Genomic DNA, 17217 nt, shown 5'->3' with positions numbered 1-17217 from the left:
ACACGTGAGTGAACGGGCGGCACCGCACTACTGCCCCTACTGCGGAGACGAGGACCTGATGCCGCACGAGGGCGACGCGGAAAAGGGCGCGGGATACGCCTGGGACTGCATGTCGTGCGCACGGGTGTTTCGAGTGAAGTTCGTCGGACTCCGCGCGGCGGCCGTGGCCAGCGCGGAGAGACATACGGACGGGACGGTGGAGAACGCATGAACGTCGCACTAGAGGACGGCCAGGCCCTGGCGGATCGGGCCTCGGAACAGCTGGAGGAGGCGAGCGCGCAGGAGATCATCCAGTGGGCCGCCGAGACCTTCGGCGACCGGCTGTGCCTGACCTCCTCGATGGCCGACGCGCTCATGGTCGACCTGGTGTCGGGCGTCAAGCCGGGCGTCGACGTGATCTTCCTGGACACCGGCTACCACTTCGCGGAGACGATCGGCACGCGTGACGCGGTGGCGCAGGTGTACCCGATCAACCTGATCAACGTGACGCCGTTGCGCACGGTAGAAGAACAGGACCGCGACCTCGGGCCACGGCTGCACGGACGCAACCCCAACATCTGCTGCTACCTGCGCAAAGTGGAACCCCTACAGCGAGCGCTCGAACCCTACGACGCCTGGGTCAGCGGCCTGCGCCGCGACGAGGCGGTGACACGGCGCAACGTGGGCGTGGTGCAGTGGGACCCCCGGAAGAAGATGGTCAAGGTCAACCCCATCGCGCGGTGGACCCAGGACGATGTGGACGCCTACATGGAGGAGAACGGCGTCATCGTCAACCCGCTCCAGTACGACGGCTACCCCTCCATCGGCTGCGCCCCCTGCACACGGCCGGTGGCCGACGGAGAAGACCCGCGCAGCGGCCGCTGGGCCGGGATGGGCAAGACCGAATGCGGAATCCACCTCTAATGGCACGCGGAGCCGCCACGACGCGGGGGGCTGGGAACGCACCCATCCCCCTGGTCGCCGTGGCCCACGGCAGCCAGGACGAGCGGTCGTCGCACGCGGTCGAGCAGATCTTCGCCCGCGTGCGACGCCTCCGCCCGGACCTGGACGTGCGGGTCGCCTACCTCGACCACGTCGCCCCGAGCGCCGAGGAGGCCATCACGGCGGTGGCCGCGGAGGGAGCGGGCGAGGTCGTCGTCCTGCCCGCTCTGCTCACCGCCGCCTACCACAGCAAGATCGACCTGCCTGCGGTGCTGGAGCGGGTCCGCGAGTCCTGCCCGTGGCTGCACATCCACTACGCCGACACGCTGGGCCCGCACCCGCTACTGCTCGACGCAGTCGAACAACGCCTGGCCGAAGCGGGCGCGGTGGCCGCGCCTGACACCTCCCTGGTACTGGCCTCAGCGGGTTCGAGCGACGCCGCGGCAAATCGCGTCATTGAACAGATGGCATCCGACCTCGCCGCCCGAGGACCATGGCGCGAGGTCACCCCGGCCTACGCCTCGGCCGCGTCGCCCACCCCGGGAGAAGCAGTTGCCCGACTGCAAGCCTCTGGCGCCACGAAGATCGCAGTGTCGGGCTACCTTCTAGCCCCCGGCTTCTTCTCCGACCGCGTCGCCGACCAGTCCATCGCCAACGGCGCCACAATTGTGTCCCCGGCCCTGGGCGACGCCCCTCAGCTGGCTCAGGTAATCCTGAACCGCTACGAGGCAGCAAAGCGCAACGTCCCCCTTTCAGGTATCAGAACGTCCTGAGATAGCACTAAATACCTTCCTAGTCATCCAAGACGTGGTGGGGGCCCCACGGGCCCCCACCACGTCTTATGCACCATCCCCGCGCGGGGAGCAGGCCGGTATCCCCGCGCCCGCGAACTGGCTGCTGGTTCCATCCCCGCGTGTACGGGGCTGAAATCTCCGGCACGCCGGATGATCGGAGTGTTCCGGGGAGCGAGCAACTGTCGGTGACCTTCTGACATGGCTCCCAACACGCAAGTCGCTCCTGGTCGGCGGGGTGCTCACGCGCCCCAGCCCGCTGTTGGCGTCCTCTGACGCACGTGGGCCCGCCCCCCTTCAGAGCATCGGCTTCACGGCTTTCCAGGCACACCTGGATCATTTCGTCGGAACTTTTTGAGGGTGACCCGTCTGGCAGTTTTTCGCCTGAGCGGCACCAGCAAAAAATATGTCCAGCCAACATCAACATCACCGGAAACTATTAAATTTTATTTATGTCCTAATCCGGCCATGATCGACACCCAACAAAGGCGCACCTGTTTGATAGTGTGTCGAATTCATCGCAGGACAGCATCCTTCACAATCCCGCTACCCGCCCCCCTGTAGATCAACACAGGGACACTGGGATCCACGAAGGGAAATGATCCGATGCAGAATTCTCCGACCCGCCGCATCGCGGTTGTCATCTCGGGGTTCAGCCTGGCCACTGGCCTGATGGGTGCGCCCGGATCCGCCGATACGAAGCCGGTCACGACGGGGACGACCCGCTCCGTGGAATACGTCGAGATCGCCCTGCCGGAACCGGACTCCGAGCAGGCTGCGGTGCCCGGATGCCGAGAACCCACAAGCTCGGTTAGCGGCGCCTGGCTCTGGGCCAAGATCTGCTGGTCCAACTACCACAAGGGCGGCTGGCTGCGTGTCGATCTCGACGGTCGAGTACATGACACCACTGGGGATGGTGAGTACGCCGAATTCTTGGCCAATTACAAGCTCCGCAACGGCGGCTGGGAGACCTTCACTGCGTACCTCGCGAGCACCGAAGGAGAGTACGCACCGACTTCCGCCAAGGCGCAAATGAGATACAGGCATCCACGGATGCCGATGCGGAGCCTGTGGGTCGCGGTGTGCAAGAGCGGGGGTGACTGCGACCGCTGGCGTTAGAGCTCCGGCCGTGATGTTCCTCGTTGAGCGGCTTGCCGCCGCTCAACGTGTAAACGGGCGCCCAGGCCACCGGTGCGCCGGTGATGCCCGCCGCGATCGTGGGACGTAGTGTCGGGCGGAACCGACCCGCACCGTGGTCCGTCGTCGGACACGCCCTACCCGCGGCCGAGCGGCGACACCGCCGCCGTCCGCGCGCAACCCGAGAGCGTACGCCGTTCCTCCTTCACCGGGCGCACGGGCCAGAGGCATCGTGACCTGGGACACTTCTCACCGTGGGTCCATGACCAGCAGTTGAAGGATTCTTTAGGTTAGGCTAACCTGCCTAGCCATGCGTGAGGAAAGAGGCAGCTCAAGCGCCGGGATCGACGGACGCGAGCTCGACGTCGGCTACCACGGCGTCCAAGTGGTGCACGGCGCCTCGATCCGCTTGCTGCCGGGTGTGGTGACCGCCCTGGTCGGCCCCAACGGCAGCGGCAAGTCAACCTTGCTGCGTGCGCTGGCCCGACTGCATCGCCCGACGGGCGGCGAGGTCGTTCTCGCCGACCGTACCCCGGCGCGTGCGCTGACGTCGAAGGAGTTCGCCCGCCGGGTCACGCTCCTCGCCCAGAGCCGCCCGACCCCCAGCGGGGTGACTGTCCGCGACGTGGTCGCCTACGGCCGCTACCCCTACCGGAGCCGGTGGAGCGCCGACGACCCCGGCGGGCCGGAAGCGATCGCCCAGGCCATGGAGGTCACCGGCGTTACCGCCATGGCCGACCGGCCGGTGGACGAGCTGTCCGGCGGAGAACGGCAGCGCGTCTGGCTGGCCACGTGCCTGGCGCAGGACACCGGGGTGCTACTGCTGGACGAACCCACCACCTTCCTCGACCTGCGCTACCAGATCGAGATCCTCGACCTGATCCGCGACCTGGCCGACGACCACGCTGTCGCCGTGGGCGTCGTGCTGCACGACCTCAACCACGCCGCCCAGGTCGCCGACCACGTCGTCCTGCTTCATGGCGGGCGTGTCCGCGCCGCCGGAGACCCCGCCGAGGTGCTGACCGAAAAGGACTTGACCGAGGCGTACGGCATCCGCATCGACGTCAGCTCCGACCCCCTGACCGGCGCGATCACCACATGCCCGGTCGGCCGCCATACGCACCGGCTCCGCGAGACGACGCGGTAGCGGACGCTCGTCCGCATCCCCATCCCCGATATCCCCCAACCGATAGGCAGAACCCGATGTTGCGACACCGAATCGCCGCGCTCGCCGCCGGCATGGTCGCCGCGCTGGCGCTCAGCGCGTGCGGCACCACCGAGAAGCCCACCGAAACCGACGACGAGAAAGCGGCCGGTGGGCCGGTGACCGTCACCGACAGCCGGGGCGAGGAGATCACGCTCGACGCGCCCGCGCGCAAGGTCGTCGCCCTGGAGTGGGGCGAGGCTGAAATGCTGGTGACGCTCGGTGTGATGCCGGTCGGGGTTGCCGACACCGAGGGCTACAGCACCTGGGTGACCGCCGAGAAGCTCGACGACTCCGTGAAGGACGTCGGCACCCGCGCCGAACCCAGCGTCGACTCCGTGGTCGCGCTCGACCCCGACCTGGTCGTCATGGAGGAGACACGCGAGTCCAACGTGGTCGAGCAGCTGGAGGAGCACGTCCCCGTGCTCGTCGCCAAGGGCAGCGACGCCTCGGACAACCTCCAGCGTATGCGCGACGACTTCACGATGATCGCCACCGCCGTCGGCAAGAGCGACAAGGCGGAGCAGGTCCTCGCCGACTTCGACAGCGCGCTCGCCCAAGGCAAGCAGGAGATCGCCGATGCCGGTGCTGCCGGGCAGTCATTCGTGATGGCCGATGGCTGGCAGGACGGCAGCGCCGTCTCCATCCGCCCATTCGGCGAAGGAGCCCTCGTCTCCGAGGTCGCGATGCAGCTCGGCCTGGAGAACGCTTGGCAGGGCGAGGCCGACCAGGTGTGGGGACTCGGCCAGACCGACGTCGAAGGGCTGACCACCATCGAGGGCGACGACGTGCGGTTCCTCTATAACGCCTCCGACGGCGAGGACGTGTTCGCCGACGGGCTGGAGGGCAACCGGATCTGGGAATCGCTGTCGTTCGTTGACGACGGGCGGGTGCACAAGCTCAGCGACGGCATCTGGACCTTCGGCGGGCCGAAATCCTGCGAGCAGTACGCCGACGAGATCGTCAAGATCTACACGTCGTGAGCCGCGCGCTTCTTCGGCCGCGGTCCGGGGCGCCCGTCGCGGGCGCCCCGGCGCCGCCGCCACTACGTCCGATCCCAGCCACCGCGGTCTACCTGGTATGCGGCATCGTCGCGCTGCTGCTCGCCGGAGTCCACGTCACCCAGGGCACGTCCAGCGTCGGCGTCGGCGATCTGCTGCGGGTGCTCCTCGGCGACGGTGACAGCCAGACCGCGGACGTGCTCATCGCCTCGCGGCTGCCGCGGATGCTCGCCGCCGTCGTCGTCGGCGTCGCCCTGGGGGTCGCGGGGGCGGTGCTGCAGTCCGTGGCCCGCAACCCGCTCGCCTCGCCCGACACGCTCGCGGTCAACGCCGGTGCCCATCTGGCCGTCGTGCTGTCCGCCGCGTTCGGCCTGTCCATGGCCGGCACCGGGTTCCTCGGCGGGTTGGCCGCCCTGGGGACCGCATTCGTCGGCGGGCTCGCCGCCGCGGGCCTCGTCCTGATGCTGTCGGCGGGCGGCGCCACCGGTCCCACTCGGCTGATCCTCGCCGGTACCGCGATCATGCTGGCGCTGCAGTCGCTGACGTTTCTGTTCCTGCTGCTCTACGAGCAGGAGACCCACGGCCTGTTCGCCTGGGGCAACGGCTCCCTCGTGCAGACCGACCTCTCCGCAACACTGCGTCTCCTGCCGGTGATCGTCCTGGGTGTCGCGGGCTGCTGGGCTATCGGGCACCGCCTCGACATTCTCGGCCTCGGTGACGACACCGCCGCCGTCACCGGCGTCCCGGTCGCCCGCACCCGCCTGACCGCAGTCCTGCTCGCCGTCCTGCTTTCCGCTGCCTCCGTTACCCTCGTCGGGCCGCTCGGCTTTGTCGGCCTCGCCGCCCCCGCCATCGCCCGGCTGGTGGCGACCCGTATCCCCGGTCTCGGGCGGCACCGGCTGCTGTTCCCGCTCGCCGCTCTCACCGGGGTGCTGATCGTCCTCGGCGCCGACATAGCCGTGCGCGCCGTACTGGGCGGGCAGGCCGGTGTCGACATCCCCACGGGGGTCGTCACCACCATCCTCGGCGCCATCGTGCTCGTCTGGCTGGCGCGCCGCCACCGCGACTCCGGCCCCGCCCGGCAGCCGGCCGCCGGACATGCGGGTGCGCTGCGCTCCACCCGCGGCTACCTGACCATTCTGTGCGGCTGCACCGCCCTCGTCGCGGGCGCTCTGGTCGCGGCGATGCTGCTCGGCGACACCCTCGTCCTGACCGGCGACATCGCCAACTGGCTCTCCGGGCGTACCGGCACCGCCCTCACCTTCGTGCTCGACCAGCGCTACCCGCGTGTGCTGGGCGCCCTGCTCTCGGGGGCCGCGCTCGGCGTCGCGGGCACGGTCGTGCAGGCCGTGTGCCGCAACCCGCTCGCCGAACCCGGCATCATCGGCATCACCGCAGGCGCCGGAGTCGGCGCGGTTGCGCTGATCACGTTCATGCCCAGCGTCGGCGTGTGGACCATGACCGGGGTCGCCACCACCACAGCCCTGCTGACCTTCGCCCTGGTCTACGGACTGTCCTGGCGCGGCAGCCTCAACTCCGACCGGCTCATCCTCATCGGCATCGGCACCTGGATGGGCGCCAACGCCGTCACCACGTTCCTTATCGTCGCCTTCGACCCGTGGAACACCGCCAAAGCGCTCACCTGGCTGTCCGGTTCCACCTACGGCCGCACGTCAGAGCAGATCCTGCCGGTGGCGCTCGCCCTCGTCGTGGCCACCCCGGTCATCGTGCTGGTCCGCCGCGAGCTCGACCTCCTGGCGCTTGACGACGACACCCCGCGCGTCCTCGGGGTCCGCCTCGAAGCCACCCGCCTTGTCGCCCTCGGAGCGGCGGCGGTGCTCACCGCCACCGCTGTCTCCGCCGTCGGCGTCATCGGCTTCGTCGGGCTCGTCGCACCCCACATCACCCGTGCACTGGTCGGCGCCCGCCACGGCCGTGTGCTCCCCGTCGCGGCTCTGATCGGCGCGCTGATCGTCTCCCTCGCCGACACCATCGGACGCACCGTCATCGCCCCCGCCCAGATCCCCGCCGGGCTCCTCACCGCCCTCGTCGGCACGCCCTACTTCATCTGGCTCCTCTGGCGCACCCGCATCAGCCGGGCCACGGGGTAAGACCGAGCGCGAGTAGCCGCGGCGCGGCTGGGCCGCCGTGCGGTCTTACCTGCCCCCGATGCTGCCCTGGCCGCTCAGGCGCCCCGCGCGCTTGGGGGTCGGAGCCCACAAAACCTGGCGGCGCGTCGTTGTGGATGTTGTGGACGGGGTGTAGGGCCCCAGCGTAGGTACGTGAGACGGGGCGTTGATGACGTGCCTCGCGGAGAAGCGCGTTGGTCTCAGCCGTGACGTGTTGGATCCCACAGACCCTCGGCCTCACCAGCGCGGAGGTGCCCGGTATAGACACCGACCTTCCATTCGATCAACGATCGGCACTCTTCGAGCGCGTTGATCTGCGCCTCGACGCGTCGACGATGGGTGTCCAGAAGCTGGAGTCTCTGCTCTTCGTTGCCGGGACCCTGGCGGACGAGCTCGGCGAATCTTTTCAGCTCCGCCACCGGCATTCCGGATTCGCGGAGTTTGACGCAGATCATCAGCCAGTCCACATCGACTGCTGTGTAGGTTCGCCGACCTCCGGCTGTGCGCTGCACGGGGCCGATCAGCAAATTCTGCTTCTCGTAGTACCGCAGTGCGTGCACGCTCAGGCCGGTGCGGTCAGCGACCTCCCCGATCGTGAAGGTACCGCTGGTGGCTGGCGCGGAGGTCACGGTCACACCTCTACAACTTGATCTAGAGTGCGCTCTAGATCCTAGCGTCCGGTGCATGGCACATTTGCAGCAGATGCCGGTGCAGTCGGGCTTCACGGCTGCATCCACGGCCGAGCAGGTGATGGCGGACATCGACCTTCACGGAACGACGGCCTTGGTGACGGGCGGGTATTCGGGCCTTGGCTTGGAGACCACCCGGGCCTTGGCCCAGGCAGGCGCACGCGTCATCGTTCCGGCTCGGCGGCCGCGACTCGCTCGGAACAGGCTCATCGACGTCGAGTGCACGATCGTCCCGATGGACCTCGCCGACCTCACCAGCGTTCATCGTGCGTGCGAACAGCTACTGGACGCCGAAGCGAAACTGGATCTCGTCGTTGCCGCCGCGGGCGTAATGGCCTCCCCAGAGCGCCGAGTCGGGCCTGGCTGGGAGAGTCAGTTCGCGATCAACCATCTCGGCCATTTCGTTCTGCTCAACTTGCTCGTTCCCTTGCTTGCGCGCGGCGGTGGGGCGCGGGTGGTCTGCTACTCCTCGGCCGGTCACCACCTGTCCGACATTCGCTGGGACGACCCGCACTTCGACTCCGGCTACGACAAGTGGGTGGCCTATGGGCAGTCGAAAACCGCCAACGTGCTTTTCGCCGCGCACCTGGACGAGCTCGGTCGGTCGGATGGAGTCAGGGCGTTCTCGTTGCACCCCGGGCCCATCCTCACCGAGTTGCAGCGGGATTTGACTCGCGCCGAGCAGGTCGAGCTCGGCTGGATCGACACCGACGGCCACATCATCGGTCGCGGCTTCAAGACACGGAGCCAAGGGGCGGCCACGGGCCTGTGGGCCGCGACGTCGCGGACTCTGGATGGTCGCGGCGGCCTCTACTGCGAGAACTGCGACATCGCCCCGCTCGCCGCGCCCGATGGATCGATGGATGACGGCGGCGTCCGGAACTACGCGCTCGACCGTGAGAGTGCCGAGCGTCTGTGGCGGGTGTCGACCAGCCTCACCGGTGTCCGCTCGGTTTGGAACGCGAGGGGGCCGAAGTGACCCGCGGCAAAACCCCGCTCAGTCCTAAAAGTCCTAAAGGCTGACGGCGGCTGGTCGAGCGATGCCGCTTCCCCGACCGATTGCGAAGGTCGCGGCCGAGATGGAGATCTTACGGGTATGAGCCTCGGACTCGGTCAATCGCTACCACCGCTACGGGGAAATGGGAGTGGCCGACCGATCCTCGACCCCCCACAGGAGCCCGAACACCACGCCCGCTGACGTGTGCGAGCGAAATAAGGTGGGCCGGATCCCCGATGGCGGCTGGAGCGTCCACGGCCGCGGCAGCGAACAAGCCAAGGGCATGGGCCGAGCGAAGCCTGCTGGCGCAAAGTGCGGCTACGTCTAGCCGTACTCCATCGCCGACGGCTTCTCGCACTTCGCCTCCACCGTACCGCTGGCGCCCGAGCGGGATACGCCGCCGCGGCGGCGTATCCCGCTCGGGCCAAGGTGTCGTTTGCCGTGCGCGTCATCACCCGCATCCACCGCGTGGTGACGGACAACGGTGCGTGCTATTGGTCTGGCGACTCCGCGCTGATCCTTGGCAAACAGACCTGCCACCGGACGATCAATCCGAGTACGCCGGGGCACAACGCGAAGGTGGAGCGCTACCAGCGCATCCTGGCACAGGGGATTCTCTACACCAGGGAGCCCACGAGCGAGGACGAACCCGCAGCCGCGATCGGCGTGTGGAATATGCACAACGGCTGCCACCCCACCAACGGGGGCGCAGGCGGTGGATCGCGTGCCGTGCAACTACGCTGCCGTGTCGCCCATCTCCAACCCTTTTGCCCTCAGGCATCAGTCCGCTTCTCCAGACGGCTGCCACGTGGCAGGGTGACGGCCATGATGTCGCCGGGGGCGTCGAGTGCGATGCGGTGCCATCGCCCGCTCGGCACGATGGCTGCGGTTCCAGCCGTCAGCTTGACTTCCTCCTCGTCTCCCAGCTGTTCCGGACGGAGGATGAGGCGTATTGCGCCGGAGAGGCAGGAGACGAATTCATCCGCGTCGGGGTGGACTTCCCAGTGGTCGCCGTGAACGTCGGCGTCGGTCTCCGCATGAACGGCCGTTAGCAGCCAGCTGCCCCGCTCGCGCTCGGAGCCCATCGTCTGCTGCTCGGCGTTCACCTGGCCGTCTTGGTGCAGGTGGATAGCGGACGTGAAGAGGTCGATCGGAGTCATAGGCATGTCGAGACGTCCTTCCCTCGGTGGTCATTCATCTGGTGGGTTGTGGTTGAGGCCCGAACGTGATCGGCCGTTTCGGCCGCGACCACTTCACTCGGCCAAGGCACGGTGCAGGGCCGCGCCAAGCTCGGCGATCTGCCGCTGCGACACCTCGGCGGACAAGATCGCCTGCGAGCCGTGGAACGTGCCGGGCCACTGGTGGAGTTCGACCGGCACACCCGCCCGCAGCAGGCGCAGCCCGTACTCGATGCCTTCGTCGCGGAGCGGGTCGAACTCCGCGGTGGCGATGTAGGCCGGTGGCAGGCCGGACAGGTCGGTGGCTCGCGCGGGGGCGGCGTAGGGTGTGGCGGGCGCGGAGCCCAGGTAGTGCCGCCACGTTGCGGCGAGTTTGTCGCGGGTCATCCAGGGCGTATGGGTGAAATTCCGTGCCGACCATGTCTCCTGACGGTCGTCGAGCTCGGGCTGGTTGAGCAGTTGGCAGCGAATCGGCGGACCCTGCTGGTCACGGGCCCGCAGCGCCACGGCCGCCGCGATCCCCGCGCCGGCGCTGTGACCTCCGACCGCGACGCGGGATGGGTCGACGCCGAGATCGGCCGCGTGCTCGGCGGCCCAGGTCAGCACGGCGTAGGCATCGTCCAGGGCGGCCGGGAACCGATGCTCGGGGGCCACGCGGTAGCCGACCGAGATCACCATCGAGCCGGAGTCGTGCGCCACCCGGGCGGCCCACGGGTGCTCGGTGTCCAGGTCACCCATGACAAATCCGCCGCCGTGCAGCCAGACGATGGCGCCCTGTGCCCGGTGCGGGCGATAGATCCGCACCACCACGTCCGGATCGGAGGGCACGGTGCGGTCCTCGATTCTCATTCCCGTGGTGTCCGGTGCCGGCGCCCCGCCGGCGAGCTCGGCGAGGTTCTTGCGCGCGGTGACGGGGTTGGTCAGGTCGGCAGGGGGGAACAGCGGGACGAAAGCTTCCAGTTCGGGATCCATGTGGGCCATCCTGCCGGTCGCCATTTCCGGGATCACCCGCCAAACGTCGGGGGTTCTGGCTAAATCGCGCACCGATCGGCGCATATCCTCTCCGTCATGGAGGCACTGGCCCTACGGCTGTCGCACCTGGATTCGCACGCAGAAGGCGCGATCCGCGTCGTCATGTTCTACGACACACTGATGCGCCGACGGGTGGATCTCCCGGCACTCGCCCGTGCCTCGGCTGGCCTGGCCGAGTGCGTGGCCGGGATCCGGCTCCACGGCGCGGGGCGGGCGATCCGCGTCTCGCCGGATGGCAGGGAAACGTCCGCCCCGCCGCCACTCACGGCCGCCACGACGCCGATCACACTCGATGAGGAGGAGATCGGCACGGTGTGGCTGGAACGCCCCGCGGCGTCCGGCTCGTTCGACCTCGACGAGCTGCTGCTGGACCGGCTCTCCATCGCCGCCGCGGCGGTCGTCGAGCGGTACGGCCCGGCCCGCACCACGATGGCCGACCCCGCCCTCGTCGAACTAGTGATCAGCTCCGACAGCGACGAAGCGGCCCGAGCTCGGGCGCTACGGCTCCTGGGGTTCGCCGCCGACCTGCCGGTCCACGTTGTCGCGGTACGGTCGCGGCTTCCGCTCGACCAGGTCGGCGGCCTGGTCTGCCCAGCCCGCCCAGTGAAGGCGGCGCCGCTCGCCGACGTGGGCGTCATCCTGGCGACCACCGTCGACCGGGCCCGATTTCCGGAAGGCGTACGCGCGGGCATCGGCGCCGCCGACAGCCCCCACCGGTCCTGGCATGAAGCGCGCACCGCCCTCCGCTTCACCACCCCACGCCGACCTGTCGTCCACTACGACAACCTGGGGGCATTGGCGCTGCTCGCGCAGCTACCCCAGGACACCGCGCGAGACAACGCCGACGTGACCGCGATCGCCCGAATCGCCGACAACCCAGAGGATCTGGAAACTCTGGACGCCTACTGCGCCACCGGCTCCCTACGCCGGGCCGCCGACCTCCTCCACCTGCACCACAGCAGCGTCGCCCGCCGACTCGAACAGATCGCAAAGACCCTGGGCATCGAACTCACCGAACCCACCGGACTGATACGGGCCGGTCTCGCCCTGACCGCATGGCGGTTACTCACCGACTGAGGGAGAGATGCCGCCTCTCCCCCGCTACCCGTACACGGCGGTGCGCTTGGTCTCAAGTTCGTCGGCGTTCTGCTGCACCGTGTGGCAGCAGGGGACGTCCTCACCGGTTCCGGTGTATTCAGCCCAGGGCCGACGGTGTCTTCAGTCAAGACAAGAGGGCCTAGCTGGCCGCTCGCCCCTGACCAGAGCGGGCTAGTCTTGGGGGCACCCACTAGCCAGAAAGTGTTCCAAGTTCGGGGAGCCTCCGACCTCGAACCTATTCCCCAAGGCAACCGAGGACCACTTTGACGACAAAAGAAAACGACAAGAACCCCCCGCAGAGAGCTCTTCCGGCATTCCACCCGGACCTCCCCAATGAGGCTATTACCGCCCTGTCATCGGACACAAGCAAGTTACTCTCCTCTAATGAAACCCCAGGACGCAAAAGCTCTCTCCCCACCGAGCAGAAAGAGCGCGAGCCCCTCTCCAATGGAGGCAAGGTCGCCCTCGCCGTCGCCCTATTGATCCTCACTGGCCTGCTCAGCGGAGGGGTGCTGTGGCTCACCACAATAATCATGCCCCTGATCATGGGGATCTTCGCACTGCTTGTGCTCGGCGGTATCGTCATGGCATTCCGAGCGGGAGGGTGCTGGATCGGCCTCCTGTCCATCGTGCTCGCGGCCACTTTGATCACTGTTGTCGAAGCGCTCGGGGATACAGGGGTAAGTTGGCTGCTCACGGGGGCCACCGCCCTACTCGGTCTGCTCTTCACCTTCGCAACGCTCTTCAGCGACCCAAGCCAGGACACCACGGGCGGTAAGGCCAGAAAGATCGATCCTGAACAAGCCGCTCACCATTACCAGGGCCAATACATCATTCCGGCAGACCTCGGCGACGAGGAAATCCGCTTCTTGCAGAGAGTACAACGGGCCCGCCAGCGCGTTCGGCCTGCCGCTTCAGCGCTCGGGGATGGTTTCGACGGACAGCATGCCGACATGGTCCTCCGTGATCAGGAATGGCGGCTGGCCCGAGTCCTCCTCAAACAGACCCGCCTGCGCACGGACCTGAACAAACGTTTCAACGCGGCCGTGTCCGACACCGTCCGTTCGTCCCTACAGCCGCAGCATGACGCAATCAATTCCTCACGAGAAGCAATCAGCAGCCGGGTCGAGGCGATCGAGGACTACGTTCGCAAGATCGACCGAGCCGTCGCTGCCCAACGCGAGTGGGAACAAATTGAGGCCAACATAGCCAGGAACGACGAGTACGGTGACCTCCTCGCCGAAGCTACCGCCGACTTCCCTGGAGGCGACCACCTGCAGAGTGGAGAAGAGCTCCAGTCCATCCGCGAGACCCGTGACGCGGCTATCCGTCAGGCGCTGGAGGCCGGAAAGTGGTTGAGCAACGCCGCCGACGTGGCTTGAGGCGTTGCAGCTGAGTTCTTCGGATTAACCGGATATGGGGTCGTGACGAATACCTACCCGCACGTACCGAGGCTCCCCGCCATTCTCAGCCCGAGAATAGCGGGGAGCCTTCTTTATATCCGGCACACGAGAAGGCCAGCAGTTACCTATCCTCATAGGCCCTATGTGCCTGACCGTACCCATGCTCCGTTGGAGGTATTCGGCGACTGCTGGGATGACGACACCGAAGACTTCGTGCATGTCTGCTACGGCGTGACCTCCCCGGCAGGAGGTGGCATCGCGCAGCAGCTGAACGGTGGCGGTTTCTTCGCGTTCCAGGGACGCCGAGGTGTTCGCTTTCAGGCGCGACGGCGTGCTCGTGTGGTGCTGGCACAACCGATTGGCCCGGAGGTGCTGCGCCCCGGCGGTGCCTCCGGTCGCGTCAGTCGCGCAGGTGGGCGTAGCGGGCCTCCAGGTAAACACGCAATTCCGGGCTGACCGACGAGGAACAGGAGGCGACCGACCACGGCATGCGGCAGGGGCCCTTGTGGAATGGCTCCGGGCAGATCAGCAATGGGAGACGCTCGTTGAGGTAGTCGTACTCCTCCCACGTGCTCAGGATTCCGACACGGACTTCGAACACCGACCGGTTGTCTGGGGTCTCCCCGGGATGTTCGTCGCGCCACTGTTCGGGGAGTTCTTCGTACATCTCCGCGATGGACGTCTGGTTCTCCTCGGGTACTTCAGGCGAACCCGGTGCGTCGCTTTCCAGGTAGTGGAGTTCGTACGCCATGCCCGGAGAGCCGTGCTGCTTCGTCTCGTCAAGGAGTTCGCGGATCTCCTCCAGATACCAGTGCAGGTCAGAACGTGTTCCGTAGATTCCCACCTGCACTTCGCGTAGATCGAGGCCTGAGGCCAAAAGTGACTCCTGGTTCTTCTTGTTCTGTTGGCGCTGAGCCGGGTGGGGGCGCCCGTGACCAGGGGACGTTAACAGGCTGTCATGGGTGGTGTCGCCTGATTTTTCCGGTGTGCCAGCGATAGTCATAGGATTCCGTCCAATGTCCGGCGGACGTGATGCGCACGCGGAGACTCCAGCGAGACACGATGGAGCGTTGTGAATGAGTAACCCCACTCCTGACCTTCCTCATCAGATCGACACCAGCGTGCCCCACTCGGCGCGGTTCTGGGACTACCTGCTGGGCGGGAAGGACAATTTCGCCGCCGACCGCGAGGCCGTGCGCCAAGCGTTGCAGCTGCAGCCGGACCTGCGGGAGGTCGCCCGGGCGGACCGGGCGTTCTTGGCGCGGGTCGTGCGGTTTCTGGCGGGTGAGGCCGGTATCCGGCAGTTCCTCGATATTGGGACCGGGCTGCCGACCGTGGATCACACGCACACGGTCGCTCAGGGGATTGCTCCCGAGTCACGGACCGTCTATGTGGACAACGATCCCATCGTTCTCCTGCATGCCCAGGCCTTGCTCGTCGGAACCGAGGAGGGCTCGACCGAGTACATCGACGCCGATGCCCGCGATGTCGAGCGGATCCTCGCGAAGGCGACCCAGACCATTGATTTTGGCCAGCCGGTTGCGGTGATGATGCTGGGGATCCTCAACTTCATCCTGGATGACGACGAGGCTCACGCGATCGTCGACCGATTGTTGGACGCCGTTCCCGCAGGTAGCTATCTGGCCCTGGCCCACCCGACCGCCGAGGTCGGCGGTGTGAAGACCGAGGAGGCAATCCAAAAGCTCAACGAAACGAGTGCGACGCCGCAGAAGCTGCGTTCGCCGCGTGAGTTGGCCCGGTTCATGCGCCGACTTGAGGTGCTGGAGCCCGGCGTCGTCTCGTGCTCGCGCTGGCGGCCCGAGCCGAAGGGCGACGCTTGCCCCGACGTGCTGCAGTACTGCGCGGTGGGACGCAAGGTGTGACCCCGCTCTGGATGGATCCCCGCGATTGCGGCGTGCGGCCGAGGCCACAAGCGGCGAGCGGCACGCTCCCCGCCCCGGGGAGTGCGGCGGCGCCACCCTGAGGCCGGGCCGCCGCGCCTCTCACCACGGCAGGGCGATCCCTACGTGCCGCGCCGCACGCACACGGCCGCCAGGACGGCTCCCGCGACGCACAGCACGCCGGTGACGAGCGCGGCCGTGTGCACGCCGTTCATGAACGCCTGGCCGCTGCCCTCCAGCACGGCGGCCCTCAGCTGTCCGGGCATGTCCGCGGACACCGGCGCGGCACCCATCGCCACCGCGTCCTTGGCCTCATGCAGGCCCTCGGCAGCGGGCGCGGGCACACCGGCCGACGTCAATTCGCCCGTCAGCGTGGATCCGACCCGGGTGCCGATCAGGGAGACCAGGACCGAGGTGCCCAGCGCACCGCCGATCTGGAGCGACGTGGCCTGCAGGCCTCCGGCCACGCCACCGTCCTCGACCGGCGCGTTGCCCACGATCGCGTCGGAGGAGGCGGCCATCACCATGCCGACGCCGAGCCCGAGCGCGATGAACGGCGGCCACATCGCGGCATACGGGGAGTGCGCACCCCAGCCGAGCATGCCGAAGGACGCACCGGCCTGCAGAACCATGCCGAGCGGCATGGAGAAGCGGGCGCCGAACCTTTCGGTCAGCTTCGCGCCCAGCGGCGAGGCGACGACCGAGGCGAGGCTGAGCGGCAGCGTGCGCACACCGGCCTCGACGGGCGTAAAGCCGCGCACGTTCTGCAGGTAGAGCATGACGAAGAAGATCACGCCCAGCAGGACGAAGAAGTTGACCGCCGTGATGACCGCGCCGACGGTCAGCGCGGGGCTGCGGAACAGCCGCATCGGCAGCAGCGCATGGGCGATCCGCGCCTCGTACCACCCGAAGAGCAATAGCACCACGACGCCCGCCGCGAGCGTGCCCAGGGTCGCGGCCGAGCCCCAGCCCCAGGTCTCCCCCTTGACCACGGCGAAGACGACGGCCAGCAGGCCAAGCGCCAGCAGGACGACGCCGGGGATGTCGAAGCGCTGGTCCTCGACGGCGTTCCTGCTCCGCGGCAGCACGAACGCGCTGAAGATGAGGGCGGCGATGCCGATGGGCGCGTTGATGTAGAAGACGGACTCCCAGTCGACATGCTCGACGAGCAGCCCGCCGACGATCGGCCCGAGCGCGGTGGACACCGACGACACCATCGCCCAGATCCCCACGGCCATCCCGAACTTCTTTGCCGGGAAGACCGCGCGGAGCAGGCCGAGCGTGTTGGGCATCAGCAGGGCGCCGCAGAAGCCCTGCACCGCCCGGAAGGCGATGACGCCCTCGATCGAGCCGACGAGGCCGATAGCGACGGAGGCGACGGTGAACCCGGCGACGCCGACCATGTAGAAGGTGCGGCGGCCGAAGCGGTCGCCCAGCTTGCCGCCGAGGATGAGCGCGGCGGCCAGGGCAAGCAGGTAGGAGTTGGTGACCCATTGCAGGTCGGCGGTTGACGCGTGCAGGTCCCGGCCGATCGCGGGGTTGGCGATAGAGACGACGCTGCCGTCGAGGCCGACCATGAACAGGCCGAAGGCGACGGCGATGAGCGTCAGCCAGGGGTTCCCGCGGCGACCCTGGGGGGCGTGCGGCGGAGAGTGCGGGGGCAGGGGTGAGCGGTCCACGACGGTGGAGGGCATAGCAGGGCCTTGTTTCCTTTTTCCTGTGACGGGCTTGCGGAG

At 67.8% G+C, this 17217-nt stretch carries 16 protein-coding genes and 1 pseudogene; 12 read left to right on the top strand and 5 right to left on the bottom strand.

Features of this window, described 5'->3' with window-relative positions; all coding sequences use genetic code 11:
* The first annotated feature begins 4 nt into the window (after window positions 1-4).
* From ABD259_RS06505 to ABD259_RS06475, 7 genes are all read left to right on the top strand, one after another.
* Entirely contained in the window at window positions 5-211 is a 207-nt protein-coding gene (locus ABD259_RS06505) for a hypothetical protein (RefSeq protein ID WP_344160829.1), read from the top strand.
* Window positions 208-903, top strand: coding sequence for a phosphoadenylyl-sulfate reductase (locus tag ABD259_RS06500; RefSeq protein ID WP_344160826.1), 696 nt, complete (start codon window positions 208-210; stop codon window positions 901-903). The genes ABD259_RS06505 and ABD259_RS06500 overlap by 4 nt, the downstream gene beginning before the upstream one ends.
* Window positions 903-1694 carry a sirohydrochlorin chelatase gene (locus ABD259_RS06495; RefSeq protein ID WP_344160822.1) on the top strand — a complete coding sequence of 264 codons (792 nt, stop codon included), beginning with the start codon at window positions 903-905 and terminating at the stop codon, window positions 1692-1694. The genes ABD259_RS06500 and ABD259_RS06495 overlap by 1 nt, the downstream gene beginning before the upstream one ends.
* A gap of 624 nt (window positions 1695-2318) precedes the next feature.
* Window positions 2319-2831: a hypothetical protein gene (locus ABD259_RS06490; RefSeq protein WP_344160819.1), complete on the top strand. Its 513-nt coding sequence runs from the start codon at window positions 2319-2321 to the stop codon at window positions 2829-2831.
* A gap of 328 nt (window positions 2832-3159) precedes the next feature.
* Complete coding sequence (locus tag ABD259_RS06485) at window positions 3160-3996, top strand: ABC transporter ATP-binding protein (protein WP_344160816.1); 837 nt, start codon at window positions 3160-3162, stop codon at window positions 3994-3996.
* A gap of 56 nt (window positions 3997-4052) precedes the next feature.
* Window positions 4053-5036, top strand: a complete 984-nt coding sequence (locus ABD259_RS06480; RefSeq protein ID WP_344160813.1) for an ABC transporter substrate-binding protein — start codon at window positions 4053-4055, stop codon at window positions 5034-5036.
* Window positions 5033-7165 (top strand): iron ABC transporter permease, encoded by a 2133-nt coding sequence (locus tag ABD259_RS06475; RefSeq protein ID WP_344160810.1) that lies wholly within the window; start codon window positions 5033-5035, stop codon window positions 7163-7165. The genes ABD259_RS06480 and ABD259_RS06475 overlap by 4 nt, the downstream gene beginning before the upstream one ends.
* A 218-nt stretch (window positions 7166-7383) precedes the next feature.
* Here ABD259_RS06475 and ABD259_RS06470 read toward each other — a convergent pair whose 3' ends face one another.
* A complete protein-coding gene (locus ABD259_RS06470; protein ID WP_344100143.1) occupies window positions 7384-7812 on the bottom strand; it encodes a MerR family transcriptional regulator in 429 nt (142 codons plus the stop codon).
* A gap of 55 nt (window positions 7813-7867) precedes the next feature.
* On the opposite strand from ABD259_RS06470, the gene ABD259_RS06465 reads away from it, so the two are divergent.
* Both ABD259_RS06465 and ABD259_RS25800 read left to right on the top strand, forming a co-directional pair.
* Window positions 7868-8851 carry an oxidoreductase gene (locus ABD259_RS06465; RefSeq protein WP_344160807.1) on the top strand — a complete coding sequence of 328 codons (984 nt, stop codon included), beginning with the start codon at window positions 7868-7870 and terminating at the stop codon, window positions 8849-8851.
* Between the two features lie 50 nt (window positions 8852-8901).
* Window positions 8902-9628, top strand: a pseudogene (locus tag ABD259_RS25800) (transposase family protein); the annotation flags it as partial.
* A 14-nt stretch (window positions 9629-9642) separates the two neighbouring features.
* On the opposite strand, the gene ABD259_RS06460 reads toward ABD259_RS25800, so the two are convergent.
* Window positions 9643-10035, bottom strand: a complete 393-nt coding sequence (locus ABD259_RS06460) for a cupin domain-containing protein (protein ID WP_344160804.1) — start codon at window positions 10033-10035, stop codon at window positions 9643-9645.
* Between the two features lie 87 nt (window positions 10036-10122).
* Window positions 10123-11019, bottom strand: a complete 897-nt coding sequence (locus ABD259_RS06455) for an alpha/beta hydrolase (protein WP_344160801.1) — start codon at window positions 11017-11019, stop codon at window positions 10123-10125.
* Between the two features lie 96 nt (window positions 11020-11115).
* Between ABD259_RS06455 and ABD259_RS06450 the strand changes: the two genes are divergently transcribed.
* On the top strand, window positions 11116-12156 hold the full coding sequence (locus tag ABD259_RS06450) for a helix-turn-helix domain-containing protein (RefSeq protein WP_344160798.1): 1041 nt from the start codon (window positions 11116-11118) through the stop codon (window positions 12154-12156).
* Between the two features lie 284 nt (window positions 12157-12440).
* Complete coding sequence (locus ABD259_RS06445) at window positions 12441-13559, top strand: hypothetical protein (protein WP_344160795.1); 1119 nt, start codon at window positions 12441-12443, stop codon at window positions 13557-13559.
* Between the two features lie 421 nt (window positions 13560-13980).
* Here ABD259_RS06445 and ABD259_RS06440 read toward each other — a convergent pair whose 3' ends face one another.
* Window positions 13981-14457, bottom strand: coding sequence for a hypothetical protein (locus ABD259_RS06440; RefSeq protein WP_344160793.1), 477 nt, complete (start codon window positions 14455-14457; stop codon window positions 13981-13983).
* 199 nt (window positions 14458-14656) lie between these two features.
* Here ABD259_RS06440 and ABD259_RS06435 point away from each other — a divergent pair, with 199 nt between their 5' ends.
* On the top strand, window positions 14657-15463 hold the full coding sequence (locus ABD259_RS06435; RefSeq protein ID WP_344100127.1) for an SAM-dependent methyltransferase: 807 nt from the start codon (window positions 14657-14659) through the stop codon (window positions 15461-15463).
* 140 nt (window positions 15464-15603) lie between these two features.
* Here ABD259_RS06435 and ABD259_RS06430 read toward each other — a convergent pair whose 3' ends face one another.
* On the bottom strand, window positions 15604-17175 hold the full coding sequence (locus ABD259_RS06430) for an MFS transporter (protein ID WP_344160791.1): 1572 nt from the start codon (window positions 17173-17175) through the stop codon (window positions 15604-15606).
* Window positions 17176-17217 lie beyond the last annotated feature (42 nt).

The organism is Nocardiopsis rhodophaea, assembly GCF_039530945.1.
In the GTDB taxonomy this organism is placed as follows: Bacteria; Actinomycetota; Actinomycetes; order Streptosporangiales; family Streptosporangiaceae; genus Nocardiopsis_C; species Nocardiopsis_C rhodophaea.
This window is presented reverse-complemented; position numbering and strand designations above follow the sequence as displayed.

What these genes read in the sequence shown, in the direction of transcription:
- ABD259_RS06450 (WP_344160798.1), top strand. Translation starts at nt 11,116, where the DNA reads ATGGAGGCACTGGCCCTACGGCTGTCGCACCTGGATTCGCACGCAGAA.
- ABD259_RS06435 (WP_344100127.1), top strand. Translation starts at nt 14,657, where the DNA reads ATGAGTAACCCCACTCCTGACCTTCCTCATCAGATCGACACCAGCGTG.
- ABD259_RS06455 (WP_344160801.1), bottom strand. Translation starts at nt 11,019, where the DNA reads ATGGATCCCGAACTGGAAGCTTTCGTCCCGCTGTTCCCCCCTGCCGAC.
- ABD259_RS06500 (WP_344160826.1), top strand. Translation starts at nt 208, where the DNA reads ATGAACGTCGCACTAGAGGACGGCCAGGCCCTGGCGGATCGGGCCTCG.
- ABD259_RS06485 (WP_344160816.1), top strand. Translation starts at nt 3,160, where the DNA reads ATGCGTGAGGAAAGAGGCAGCTCAAGCGCCGGGATCGACGGACGCGAG.
- ABD259_RS06495 (WP_344160822.1), top strand. Translation starts at nt 903, where the DNA reads ATGGCACGCGGAGCCGCCACGACGCGGGGGGCTGGGAACGCACCCATC.
- ABD259_RS06460 (WP_344160804.1), bottom strand. Translation starts at nt 10,035, where the DNA reads ATGCCTATGACTCCGATCGACCTCTTCACGTCCGCTATCCACCTGCAC.
- ABD259_RS06465 (WP_344160807.1), top strand. Translation starts at nt 7,868, where the DNA reads ATGGCACATTTGCAGCAGATGCCGGTGCAGTCGGGCTTCACGGCTGCA.
- ABD259_RS06480 (WP_344160813.1), top strand. Translation starts at nt 4,053, where the DNA reads ATGTTGCGACACCGAATCGCCGCGCTCGCCGCCGGCATGGTCGCCGCG.
- ABD259_RS06490 (WP_344160819.1), top strand. Translation starts at nt 2,319, where the DNA reads ATGCAGAATTCTCCGACCCGCCGCATCGCGGTTGTCATCTCGGGGTTC.
- ABD259_RS06430 (WP_344160791.1), bottom strand. Translation starts at nt 17,175, where the DNA reads ATGCCCTCCACCGTCGTGGACCGCTCACCCCTGCCCCCGCACTCTCCG.